Source organism: Paenibacillus macerans (assembly GCF_050565405.1).
GTDB lineage: Bacteria > Bacillota > Bacilli > Paenibacillales > Paenibacillaceae > Fontibacillus > Fontibacillus macerans_B.
Map to the genome: position 1 here is coordinate 31,637 of NZ_JBNYYG010000020.1, position 12,162 is coordinate 43,798.

Below are 12,162 nucleotides of genomic sequence, written 5' to 3' on the forward strand. Positions count from 1 at the left end.
TCAGTGAGCAACTTCCTTTTCGGGCTGCTTTATTCCGGAATGCGGATCCGGCGAAACGCCCAACTTCTCAGGCCACAAGGCTTGGCGGAACAACACGCCTATAATGCCTATCAGGGCCAAAGCCAAGCCGATCAGCAGAAACGCCTTGCCTGCCGAAACCGACCGAATCAGGAAACCTCCGGCCAACGGGGCGGTCAGCATGATCAGGCTGGACATCGTATTCTGAATGCCGAACACGCGGCCCACTGCATGCTCGGGCGTTTCCTTCTGCAGAACGTAATTTTGCGTCAGCAGGTATGCCCCGTTCCCGATGCCGATCAACAGGCCAAGTCCGAGCAGCAAACCTACGCCCGTACCGGGGGGACACCATCCCAGCAGGGCAATTCCCGTTCCGATGACCGCGCAGCCGCCGCCAAGCCCAAAACCGCTGCTGACCCGGTTTAAACGCTTGAGCAAGAGGAGGACAATCACCGCTCCCGCCCCGATCGCCGACACAAGCCAGCCGATCAGCGACTCATTCTCCGGCGCGATCACGCGGAGCAAGGTGGGAAACTGATAATCAATCATCATCAGTACGATCATGCCGATAAATCCGAACACCATCGTATTGCGCACCTGCTTGGTATGGGCAATAAACAACCACCCTTCGCGCCAGTCGGCCAGAAATTCGGCCAGCTTAGGCCGCCGTTGCCCTTCGCCAACCTTGCCGCGGTCCGTCTCCGCTGCCGGCACCGGTAAGCCCTGCAACCGGCGTAAGGGAAACAGTAGCGCCGCGGACAACAATCTCGCGGCAATGTTGATCACGATGCAAGCTTGTGGACTCAGCGCAGCCAAAGTCACCGCCCCCAGCAATGGTCCGGCGACTTTGGAGCCTTGGCCCACCAGGCCGTTCAGCGAGGTAGCCTGTAGCAGTTGGCCGGGCAATACGACCTGGCGCGTAAGGGCCTGCTGGGCCGGTACATGAAATACGCCCGCCGCCGCGCGAAGAGCAAGCAGCGGCAACAGCCACAGCAGCCCCGGTGCGACCAGGATAGCCGCGGTTAATCCCGCCGTCAGCAAGTCGCATAGAAACATCAGCTTTGCTTTTTGCAGCCGGTCGGCCAAGGTGCCGGCAAAGGAGCCGAGCAGGACCGCCGGCAGCGCCATGGATACCGGGATGAGCGCAAGCAGAAGCGGGTCGGCTCCCCAACGATAGGCTACCAGCACCTGAATGGCCAAAGCATCAAACCAGTCGCCAAAGGTAGCGAGGGCATAAGCGGCAAATATGTGCCGGAAGCTGCGGTTTGCCCGCAGTCCGGACGGGGAAGGGTTGTTCTTCAAAGGTAATTCCTCCGTTCTTTTCTCACTCAATCTTGCAGTTATTGAGTAAGCGTAACGGAGAATTGTCAGAGGATGATCAGAGGAGGGAAACGTGCGCCCCCTCTACGCCAATACTTTACGCTTCAAAATGGCGATACGTTCACCGGCAGCTCAAGAACGCCGGCCACCGCGGCACCGCTTTCGGCATCCGCGTAACTCCGTCCGTCCAATTCGACGCGGGCCGTTTGGCCGGAGAAGTTCTGCACGAACACGTACTCGCGTTCGCCGTCCGTGCGCAGCTGCGCGGTCACTCCCGCCGGCAGCGCGGCGTCCAGCGCGCGGCGAACGCCGGCGTCCTGGACGAGCTTGCCGTAGAACGCTTCGTAAAAGGCCGGATCGTTGACGCGGGCCGCCAAATAATACGCTTTGCCTTGCCCAAGCTCTTTGACGGTCAACGCCGGTTTGCCGGCGTAGAAATCGTCCCGATACACGCCCAGTACCTTGGAGCCTTCCGTAATCCGGACATACCCGATGACGGCCATCGTGCCGCTGTACGAGATCAGCCTGCGAATAAGGGAAATGTTCCGGAGCCGCTTGTCCGTGTCGATCTGCAGCCAGACATTGTCCCGCTCGGAATCTTTGAACTCCCGACACCAACCGCTGTCTTTGATGTCCTCAAACGGCAGGATATAATAATCGCTATCCTTGATCGGCTCCTCCAAATTATCCCCCGAGACGATATACAAGTCGCTGTTCAGCGTATACAGCATCAAGCGGATGTCATTGCCGAACAGCTTGAGCGGCGCCGTGATTTGCGGAACGATCTCGTCAAGCATCACGAGATAGATATCGTAAGGTTCGCCTTTGGTTTGCAACGCGCGCTGAAACGCCAGATTGCTGAACAGCGTATCCGACATCCGCTGGATTTCGTCCATTTGGTAGCGGATATTGTTCCGGGCCTGCTCCATGCCCGTCCGAATGTTCGTTTCGGCCATTTCCGTCCGGGACTGGATCAGCATCGAATACGAAACGTAACCGATAATGGCGTCCGTCAGCAGCACGAGCAGCAGGTACGGAATCAGCATTTTGTACGTAAAGGGGATATATCTTCTCATGGGATGAGTAGTTCGGCTTCCTCTTCGTTCTGTTCCGCTGGCATGAGGCTGCTATGCGAGTGGCATTGTGTGATTCTTCATACAAAATCCCTGCGTTTTACCGCTACACATGTGCTTTTGTACGATTTTTCGTACAAAGCCCTGCATCTGGCCGTTACGCGAACGCTTTTGTACGATTTATCGTACAAACCCACTGCATTGGGCTATTACGCGAGTGTTTTGTATGATTTTTCATACACTCCCACGCCGGACCGGGGGGCTGCTTAGCTGCAACTGCCCGTCGGATGAACGAAATCGTCACCAAATCAGGTAATAAGACTCCTCCGCCATCATACTGCGGGTTTTCGGTGCGATATCGCTCCAGTCGAGCAGGGAGGAACTAGTGTCAAAAAAAAGACCAAACCGGGGCGGAGGCGAACATCCACCGGCCGGTTTGGCACAGGTTTCGAAAACATCGGCGTGAAAGCTCCCGCTTCCACCTATAAAACTTCAGCGTTCTTTACGGCATGGTCCCAGCTGGGAAAATAAAACAAAGCGTTGCGCATCAACTCCGGATCATTTTGCTTGACCTGCTTTTTGCTAAGCGAGACCCCTTCATCCTGCAACTGTTTGATTCTGCGGACAACTTCATCTGCTCCAAGAGTAGCATCCATTCAGCTTTGCTCCTTCCGTATAAAGTTGCTTTTAGTATTGGTGTTTTTTACCTATATATACCTCGAACGGAAATAGACGTTCAATTTTTTACGAGGCTGATATCATCGAGCTGAAGCCAGGTATCGCCGTTGGCCCATAACCCGGCGTACAGTTCGACGAAATTATTCGGCCCGGAGTTGAACGTCACCGTATGCTCGGTATAGTCCGCCAAAGCATCAAAGGGAACCTCGCCGATCACCTGGCCGTCGTACGGCACCCTGGCCCCGAAATACCCGTCGCTGTTGTTCGCCGATGTTCTGATCCAGCCTTTCAGCGTATAATTCGTATTCGGCTGCACCACCACACGCTGCTTGATCGCGTTCCAGCCGCTGCCGTTTCTGACGTAACCGTTATCCTGGCCGGTCCGGGCAAACCCCAGATTGCGGTCGATCCCGCCTTCGCCCGTTACGTACCAAGGAGCCATCGTCGGCGTGGCCGTCTGCGTTTCAAACCCCGGATCGCTGACGAGATTATTTTCAAACATATCGCCGGTCAGCGTTGTTTTCATCAAATGGGTGTTGTAGTCGGGGTACCAGGTCGACATGATGAAATACATCGTCGTGCCGTTATTGGACAAGGGATGAATAAAGGCGTTATATTGCCCTAATCCGGTAAAATCGCCGGGAACCAGAATCTTCTCCCCGCTCCACGGCCCGCTCGGCGTTGGCGCGTCGCGCATGACGATCGCCTGCCGATGCTCGTTAAGATATGTCATGATGTACCTGCCGAAATGGCGGTTATAAGCGACCGACAGCTCTCCCGCAACGCCACCCGCGACCGCCCGGGCCGCGCTTTGCGAAGCGGACCACCCGTTCCCGTCCCAATACCGGTAATCGTTGATGTTGAGCAAACCGTTCTCGGGTACGCGGGCCAGATAGATATCCCCGAATCGGCCGTTCGGCGTCGCATACATGTAGACATACCCGCCGTCCTTCAAAAATGCGGCCATCTGGAATTTGTTGTTCCAATTCGTAGTATTGTTGGTCCATCTCGCCGTGGGATGTTTCGTCCAGGTGGTTCCATTGTCGTCGGAATAGGCGATGCCCGAATAATTGGTGTACCAGACGCCGGCGGGTCCCCAATGATTGACGGACATGTAATGGATATAATGGCGGTTTCCGACCGTCACCCCTGCCGTCGGGATGACCGTGATTTCGTCGAAATCGATCTTTTTCGAGGGCAAAACCTCCTTGGCATGGCCGGGCATGTCCTGGATCATCGTGTCAAACGCCAGCCCGTCCTCCAGGTTTTGGTCTGATGAGATGGCCAGCGTGTTGCTGCGCCAATCGTTTGGCCCATGCCCGTTCGTGTCTCCGAACAGCACGAAATATTGCCCCCCGCCTTTGTCCCACACGATGCCGAGATCGGTTCCCGTGATCTGGTAATTCACATCCGTCCTGTTCGGATTCGGCATCGTTTCGCCTTCCGGCGCCGTCCCCGTAACCCGTGAAATCATCGTCGCGCCGGATGGCGAAACGGCTTCGGCGCTGCCGGACCCTAAGGCCCCCAGCACCAAGGGCATGATCATCAATCCGATCACCGTTTTTCGCAGCGGTTTCATTTTTCTGCACCGTCCTTTTCAACATAATGGTCAAAATGAGGCTTGCTGAAATTCCGACAATTTCTTGATAGCGCTTACAAAGATAATGCTAACATACATTTATTTACATTGCTTTGTTTAAACTTGTGATTCTTTGTCCGCTTTTGCTTTGTTTCAGTCTCATCGGCCCGGCATCCGCATCCTTGCGGCTCTCGCCGCTGTGGTATAATACGGGTAAACCGGCAATCAAGGAGGATTCCATGATATGAACGCTAGGGATGATAAACGTAATCCTGTCGTTAAGGAGCAGCCCGCCACCTATGACGATTACGCCCGGCTGCCCGATGATGGAACACGCTACGAATTGGCGGACGGTGTTCTGGAGCTGATGTCTCCCGCGCCGACACCCAAGCATCAAGCAATCAGTTCACAAATTCAGAATTTGCTGATGAATAGTTGCCAGCAAGAGTATATTATCTTTGCATCACCGATTGATCTCATCTTGTCCAAAACGGAAGTTCGCCAGCCCGATCTCGTCATGGTACGACGCAGCAACCTCGAAATCATCACCCGCCGGGGAATCGAAGGCATTCCCGACCTGGTCGCGGAAATATTGTCCCCCCATTCCGTAAAACGGGACAAGCAAAAGAAGCTCAAGGTATATGCCGCTTATCGCATTCCGGAATATTGGATCATCGATCCGGCCCATGAGGCCCTGGAGCAGTATGTATTGGAAGACGGCAAATACGAGTTGCTCAACGTGTTTGATCGCGAGGAAGCGGTAGGTTCGGAGCGGCTACCCTGCGTATCGTTCACCATGGGGCAAGTCGTTGATGCGACAGCCGGTTTGCCTGGCTAAGCGGCGGAACAACAAAAAAGAGGGCGGATTTGCCCCCTTTTCACGTGCGATACCAAATGGCATGGGTTCCCCCGAAACAGCCAAAGCCGCGTCCGCAACGTACGCGTCACATCGCGACGCCGTCGCCGGAACGAGGTACGTCTCCGCCCTTGCCCGTAAGGAACGCCATGATGGCATGCCGGTTGGTATAAGCCAACACCAACAGGTTTGCCAGCCAAACGCCCCATAGGGCCAACGGATAGCCCGCGGCTGCGAGGTAAAGCGACAACAGCAGCATGCCAGCCACAACCTGGAACCCGTCCGCTTCCCTCGACGAATACTTCCCTTTTTTATAAAACGTAAACGCCGCAAGCAGCACCGCCAGAATCACCGCATAGGCCAGGGCCGCTTCGAACCGGGTCAAGGCGCTCCATACGCCGAAGGTGACGGCAATCGCCTTGCCTCCCTTGAATTTCAAAAAAGGCGAAAAGGCGTGGCCGAAAATCGGCGCCGCGGCGACGATCGCTATTCCGTAATCCTGCCCCAGAATTCCGGTTTCCACCAAAAACGCCAACGGCACATATCCCTTCAGGAAATCGAGCGCAATGCCGGCAATCCCCCAACGGTAGCCGGCGGCGCGCCATAAGTTAAACGCTCCGGGATTGCCGTCTCCGACGGCCTTCAAGTCCTTGCGGACGATGCGCCCAAGCCAGTAGGAGAACATCAGCGAGCCGCACAGGAACGAAGCTGCGGTCAGTAACAGGATCATCGGTCTCCCCTGCCTCCCACCTGCACGTCCCTGCCTTTCCAGGTTACGGACCCGCGAAAGGTCACCTGATAGGCGGAATACGCCAGCACGACCAAGAAAAACAACGCAGACAACACGTGCAGCAGCGGCATGAACCTGCCGAAACGGCCCACGTAACGCACCAGGTAATAAAGTTGCGCCGAGTACAGCAGGTACCCGGCCAGCAGCGGATACGCCCAAGTCGTGTTCCACAGGAAAATCGCGCTTTCGGAGGCGATCAGCCCCAGCAGCCAAACGGCTGCCAGCAGGGTTGTCGCGACCGACAGCTTGGCGGTGCTCAGCACAGCGCCCTTACCGAATCCCTGCAGCTCGCTGCGGATGCCGTGCGGATACATGCGGAAGGAAACGAGCCCGCCGCCGAGAAAATTGCTCACCCGAATCCCGGCCGCGCGAAATTTGGCGCCCAGGTTCAGATCGTCCAGCAGCTCCGAACGGATACTGTCATGGCCTTGAATCGCCTCGTAATCGCGGCGCGTCGTCACGATGCAGGAGCCGTACAACCCTTGCTGCGGGTTATTCCGTTCAAACGGGGAAGTAAACGCAAATACGCCGAGGACGTTGGTGACAAGCGCCAACCGTTCGTAAAACTTCTCCGTCACATGAAACGGCACGGCGGAAATGACGCCGCCCGCTTTGGACCGCTCGCGGAGCAGCGATTCCATCGCCCGGGGGGCCAGACGGATATCGGCGTCCAGGAAAGCAATGACGTCGCCGGTCGCATGCAGATAGCCGTTCCAGACCGCCCATGTTTTCCCCGTCCAACCGGGAGGCAGCGCCTCGTTTCGAATCACCTTTACCCCATAGCCGGAAGCTGTCTCATAGGTTTCATCGTCGGAGAAATCGTCCACCACGATAATTTCGTCGGGCGGATAAGTCTGCTGCTGCAGCGAATTCAGCAGGTGCGGCAAATTGGCCGCCTCATTTCGCGCAGGGATAACGACGGACACCTTCTCCCCGCCGTCATAACGACCTTCTCCGCCGGGAAGCACCCGTCTCCGAAACAGCGCAAATCCCGCCAAGCATCCGATTGCCAGTACCATAAAAATCCCCATCGCCTGCCCCACCTCTCCGAGTACGGAATGATAAGAGAAAATTACGTATATGAGTATTCTATGTACGAGAAAACGTATATGTCAGAAAAAGATTAAGAGACTACCGCTAGTGTAGTCTCTTCATCCTTTTTTTTCAACGAAAATCGGGAGGAATTGGATGCGCCTCCCCACATACTTTCCACACATTTTCCCATTAAAATCAATTGTGAAAGAAATTACTTAATTAAAGGAGAACACACCATGACTATGACGCATTATATGTCCCTGCTTGCGGACAACCAGCCGTGGAACCTGATCATTTTTATGGCGATCCCCGTCATCTTTGCCGAGACGATCACCGTCACCGAATTTGTCATTCTATTTAACCGGGGAGTTCAAGGCGGCCTAAAAACGTTTAATAAGATCTGCAGCATCCTTGCGGGACTTTATTTTACGGGTATCTTCTTATACCTGTTTCCCACGGCCTTCGTCCCTTTGACCGTCAATGGCGAATGGCACACCTGGGTCGACGTGGTTGCCGTCGGATTTTATTTGAGCGGCGTATTCTTCCTGCTGCCTCTCGCGCTGCTTGAAATGGGCCTCATCGGCCGCAAGCGCTCCCCCGAAGGAAAGCTGAAGCTGCACTTTATCCTCGTCAGCGGTTTCCTCGTCGTAGCCCATATCGCCATGATCTTCGGGATGGTGAATCCCGAGCTCGTCAGCGGAATGGCCGGCATGAATCATTAAACGACCCGCAAGCCCCTTTCCATCCGAAAGGGGCTTGTTTCGTTCACTTCTCCATTGCCGCAAACGGATCGTCGATGACCAGCCGCTGCGCTTCGGCATCGCTGATGCCGGCATACAGTTCGGCCTTGCCGCCGCTTTGGCGGACTAGCCCGCCGCTGAATACGACATCGGCCAGGTCCGGCCGTTTGGACGGGCCCGGCAGGAAATCGGCGCGTTCGGCGATGATCTCCATGTCGGAATATTCGCCGGTCGCCGGATCATAACCAAACGCCATCGGGTAATAGTGACGATCCCCCTGCCCGTCGAAGCGGGCAATATGGCCAAGTACGCCCAGCTTGCCGCTCTTCAGCAGGTGGATTTCGTTGCATCCGCCCCATTCCTCGTCCAGGAATTGCTCCAGGAGCGGCGCTTCCATCACCGCCTCGACGGACAGATCCTCAAGCCGGGCGACTTTGGCGAAACCGATCTTCCCTCGGCCGCCTTTCTCGCCTTGCGGACGGGTAAATACGCCGATCGCTCCGCCCGGCAACTCTACGAGACGCAGGTCCTTCATTTGGTCCGGTCCTTGAAAAAACGGATCCAGCCGGTTTAGGCTCGGCCCTTTGTAAAACACCGTCCTCCAGCTTAACGCCCCCTCATGCACCGGGTGAGGAAAGGTCTGCACCCCGCCGAGTACCAATTCGCCGCCGATCCTCGTATAGAACGGATCCTGCAGCACGAACACCGGCGCTCCTTCCCGCGGCACCCATTGCTCTTCCCGGCGAACAAAAAAGCGGATCTCCGATTCTTCGCTGTCCCGGCTCTCGACGCGTCCCGCTATGACCTGCTCCCCTTCATCGTCGAACGGGGCCGAAATATTATAAACGTCCCGGCCATCCACCCCGCCGAATGCCAGTTTGACGGCTTCGCCGGTTTTGCTGCCTTTGCCGCGGTAAGCTTCGAGCAGCTTTTCGCACGACAATCTGCCGTTGTTACGCAATTCTCCCATCGTTCGCAATCCCTTCCGTCATTTTGTTAGATTTGGGGTTTCAACGCATCCATCAGCTGCGAGAAATTGAACGACGCGCAGGCCATCGAGTCGTCAGACGCGCCGTAATACATCCTAATCCGATCTCCCCTCAGGATAGCGCCGCAAGCGAAGATGACGCTATGGAAAAAACCGCTCGTCTCATATTCGGCCTCGGGCACGATCAACGGTTCCTCCATGCGGGCGATCACCCGCCCCGGATCCTGAAGATCCAGCAGCGCGGCGCCCATGCAGTATCTATGCGTCCGGTCCGCGCCATGATACAGGATCAACCAGCCGGCGTCGGTTTTGATCGGCACACAGCCCGCTCCGATCCTCGTGCCGTCCCATTTCCCTTCCCTTAAGCCCATCAGATACCGGTGGTTCCCCCAGTGGACCAAGTCCGGCGATTCGGCAAGCCAGATTTCCGGCTGCCCGATCCCTTCCGGCACAGGGCGATGCAGCATATAATACTGCCCGTTGATCCTGTCCGGAAAAATCGCCACATCCTTGTTCGTGGGGGCCAGAATCAGGCCCTCGCGGCGGAAGGAAGAGAAGTCCTCGGTCGTTAACCGGCCGACGGCCACCCCTTTTTCGGAAATCGCGCTGTATGCGATATGATAACGATCCCCGATCTTCGTAATCCGCGGATCTTCGATCCCCCAACGCTCCAACGGGCCTTCCGGCCAAATGCTTGGCGATTCGTCGATCGCGAATCGCAGGCCGTCCCGGCTGCGGGCTACCCGCAAATGGGAGATCGAAGTTAAATAGACGGTGCCGCCGTCACGGTCGCGAACGACCCGGGGATCGGAAAAGTCCAGATTCGGGTCCTCCTTGTCCACCTTCACGATCTCCATGATCGATTCCGGCGAAGCATCTTTGCGGTTCAGATCCAGCACCGGCACGAGCACGTGCCGCGGATCGCTCTGAAGCGGGCGTTCGGCCACGCGCAGCAGCAGGATAACCTCGCCCTGATACTCGGCGACGCCGGCGTTAAATACGCCAAGCACCTCCCAATCCGGAAATGAGGGAACAACGTCCATCGGCGTAATCAACGGATTGTTTACGGAGCGTTCCATCTCTATGTTCTGCATCATTGTCATCTGGTTGTATCCTCCTATCCGAACCTCGGCTGTTAGTCTTTAATTCCCGTAAACGTAATGCCTTCGATAAAATAGCGCTGAGCCATGAAAAACAGTAAAATGACCGGGAGCGCCACCAAAGTGGACATCGCCATCAAGTAATTCCATTGCGGCGCCTCGTTGACTCCGCCCATGAAGAAGTACATACCGACGTTCAGCGTATACAGCTTCATGTCCGATAAATAAATGAGCGGACCCAAGAAGTCGTTCCAATACCCGCGAAACGCAAAGATCGCCACGGCCAGAAGGGCCGGTTTGACCTGGGGCAGCATGATGTAAAAAAACGTCTGAAAAAAGTTCGAGCCGTCGATTTCGGCCGCATCGTCCAATTCGCGCGGCAGCGTCATGAAAAACTGGCGCAGCAGGAAAATATAGAACGGTCCCCAGGCCGTCCAGGCCCGCAGCACCAAGGGGTCGAACTGCCCCACCAAGCCGAACTTCTGCCAAATCAGAAAGGTCGGGATAAGCGTTACGTGAAACGGAAGCATCATCGTGGCCAGCAGCACCAGGAAAATCAACTCGCTTCCCGGAAACCGGAAGCGGGCAAAGCCGTAGGCCACGACCGTCGCGCTGGCCAGTTCGGCGATAATCCCCAGCACCACGATGAAGATCGTGTTGAACAGATAGCGGTTAAACGGCATGGCCGTCCACGCTTCCGCGAAGTTCTGCCACTGCGGCGGACTTGGGATCCACTGCGGCGGCCAAGCAAAGATATCTCCGTCTGCTTGCAGCGCGGTCGAAACCATCCAAAAAAACGGCACCAGGATGACGGCGGCTAATAATGTAACGACCACGTAAACCAAAGCTTTATTAAACCTTTTCAGTTGTTTGCCGGAAATGGCCCCGGAACTTGCCGATGAAGTATTCGCCATGTGTTACACCTCCTTATTAGCGCCGCACATCCGATTCGTAGTGAACCCAGGCCGGACTGGAACGGAATACGAGCAAAGTGAGCACCAGGATGATGATGAACAGCACCCAGGCGATCGCCGAAGCCTCACCCATGTGCAGCTGCGTGAACCCGCGTTCGTATACCAGCTGGTTCATGAATTTGCCGGCGGACGAAGTCGGGCGGACGAACATCGCGATCGTGAAGATCTGCAACGCCCCGATCATGCCCATGATTACCTGGAGCAAAATGACCGGCGAAATCTGCGGGATCGTAATGTTGATGAATTTGGCGAACCGGCCCGCCCCGTCGATTTCGGCGGCTTCGTACAAAGAGCCCGGAACGCCTTGCAGACCGGCCAGGAACACCACCGTGTTCGTCCCGAATATCCCCCAAAGGCTCATGATGATAAAAGCGCCGAGCACGTAATGCGGATCGCCGAACCAATTCGGCTTATCGATGCCGAACAAGGATAATGCCGGCGATAAGGCATAGTTGATAATCCCCGACTCGCTGTTGAACATCCATCTCCAAAGCAGCGCCACGGCTACCTCCGGCATGACGGCCGGCAGGAAGAAGATCGTCCGGTACGTGCCGATCCCTTTGATTTTGTTATTGAGCAGCATCGCGACCAACAGAGCACCGATGACGCCGATCGGCAACGACAAGGCGGCGTAAAGCAGCGTAATCCGTATGGACGGCCAAAACTCGATATCGCTCGTGAACAGCTTGATATAGTTGCCTAGCCCAACCCATTCCGTTTTGCCGAATATCGTGGACTCTGTAAAACTCATGTATAAGGAATCGAGCAAAGGATACACCGTAAAAATCAGGAAACCTACAATCCATGGGGAAACGAGCGCCAAACCGATCGCCTGTTTCTTCTTCCAGCCGAGCCTCGAGAATACGAAATAGAGCAGGCCCGCGATGGCAAATAAGACGATAGGCACCGCCAGCCATCGGACAAAGGTAGCAAGATGGTTCTCCATGCCGTTCCCTCCTTTCTTCGCATGTTAGCCAGAAAGCCTGATGAAGAAAAGGAAGGAGGCGGTGC

The 12,162-nt window shown here is 55.8% G+C and carries 12 protein-coding genes; 2 read left to right on the top strand and 10 right to left on the bottom strand.

The window, feature by feature from the left end:
* The 4 genes from ACQ4N8_RS13970 to ACQ4N8_RS13985 all read right to left on the bottom strand — a co-directional run bounded on the left by ACQ4N8_RS13970 (position 1) and on the right by ACQ4N8_RS13985 (position 4,668).
* Complete coding sequence (locus ACQ4N8_RS13970) at positions 1 to 1,320, bottom strand: MFS transporter (protein WP_430704985.1); 1,320 nt, start codon at positions 1,318 to 1,320, stop codon at positions 1 to 3.
* 122 nt (positions 1,321 to 1,442) lie between these two features.
* Positions 1,443 to 2,414: a beta-galactosidase trimerization domain-containing protein gene (locus tag ACQ4N8_RS13975; protein ID WP_430704986.1), complete on the bottom strand. Its 972-nt coding sequence runs from the start codon at positions 2,412 to 2,414 to the stop codon at positions 1,443 to 1,445.
* Between the two features lie 479 nt (positions 2,415 to 2,893).
* Positions 2,894 to 3,067, bottom strand: coding sequence for a hypothetical protein (locus tag ACQ4N8_RS13980; protein WP_430704987.1), 174 nt, complete (start codon positions 3,065 to 3,067; stop codon positions 2,894 to 2,896).
* Between the two features lie 80 nt (positions 3,068 to 3,147).
* Positions 3,148 to 4,668, bottom strand: a complete 1,521-nt coding sequence (locus ACQ4N8_RS13985; protein WP_430704988.1) for a DUF4185 domain-containing protein — start codon at positions 4,666 to 4,668, stop codon at positions 3,148 to 3,150.
* 244 nt (positions 4,669 to 4,912) lie between these two features.
* Here ACQ4N8_RS13985 and ACQ4N8_RS13990 point away from each other — a divergent pair, with 244 nt between their 5' ends.
* Positions 4,913 to 5,506 carry a Uma2 family endonuclease gene (locus tag ACQ4N8_RS13990; RefSeq protein WP_430704989.1) on the top strand — a complete coding sequence of 198 codons (594 nt, stop codon included), beginning with the start codon at positions 4,913 to 4,915 and terminating at the stop codon, positions 5,504 to 5,506.
* 106 nt (positions 5,507 to 5,612) lie between these two features.
* Here ACQ4N8_RS13990 and ACQ4N8_RS13995 read toward each other — a convergent pair whose 3' ends face one another.
* Together ACQ4N8_RS13995 and ACQ4N8_RS14000 are read right to left on the bottom strand one after the other, a co-directional pair.
* On the bottom strand, positions 5,613 to 6,254 hold the full coding sequence (locus tag ACQ4N8_RS13995; RefSeq protein ID WP_430704990.1) for a glycerol-3-phosphate acyltransferase: 642 nt from the start codon (positions 6,252 to 6,254) through the stop codon (positions 5,613 to 5,615).
* A complete protein-coding gene (locus ACQ4N8_RS14000; protein WP_430704991.1) occupies positions 6,251 to 7,345 on the bottom strand; it encodes a glycosyltransferase in 1,095 nt (364 codons plus the stop codon). Before ACQ4N8_RS14000 ends, ACQ4N8_RS13995 begins: the two co-directional genes overlap by 4 nt.
* Positions 7,346 to 7,585: 240 nt before the next feature.
* Here ACQ4N8_RS14000 and ACQ4N8_RS14005 point away from each other — a divergent pair, with 240 nt between their 5' ends.
* Positions 7,586 to 8,071: a DUF6803 family protein gene (locus ACQ4N8_RS14005; protein ID WP_430704992.1), complete on the top strand. Its 486-nt coding sequence runs from the start codon at positions 7,586 to 7,588 to the stop codon at positions 8,069 to 8,071.
* Between the two features lie 43 nt (positions 8,072 to 8,114).
* Here the strand turns inward: ACQ4N8_RS14005 and ACQ4N8_RS14010 are convergent, their stop codons facing one another.
* The 4 genes from ACQ4N8_RS14010 to ACQ4N8_RS14025 are packed head-to-tail and all read right to left on the bottom strand — an operon-like array spanning position 8,115 to position 12,097.
* Positions 8,115 to 9,059 carry an MTP-1 family protein gene (locus ACQ4N8_RS14010; RefSeq protein WP_430704993.1) on the bottom strand — a complete coding sequence of 315 codons (945 nt, stop codon included), beginning with the start codon at positions 9,057 to 9,059 and terminating at the stop codon, positions 8,115 to 8,117.
* Between the two features lie 26 nt (positions 9,060 to 9,085).
* The gene (locus ACQ4N8_RS14015) at positions 9,086 to 10,180 is read right to left on the bottom strand and encodes a glycoside hydrolase family 130 protein (RefSeq protein WP_430704994.1); all 1,095 of its coding nucleotides are present in this window, start codon (positions 10,178 to 10,180) and stop codon (positions 9,086 to 9,088) included.
* 32 nt (positions 10,181 to 10,212) lie between these two features.
* On the bottom strand, positions 10,213 to 11,091 hold the full coding sequence (locus ACQ4N8_RS14020; RefSeq protein ID WP_430704995.1) for a carbohydrate ABC transporter permease: 879 nt from the start codon (positions 11,089 to 11,091) through the stop codon (positions 10,213 to 10,215).
* 16 nt (positions 11,092 to 11,107) lie between these two features.
* Positions 11,108 to 12,097: a carbohydrate ABC transporter permease gene (locus ACQ4N8_RS14025; protein WP_430704996.1), complete on the bottom strand. Its 990-nt coding sequence runs from the start codon at positions 12,095 to 12,097 to the stop codon at positions 11,108 to 11,110.
* Between the last annotated feature and the right edge of the window lie 65 nt (positions 12,098 to 12,162).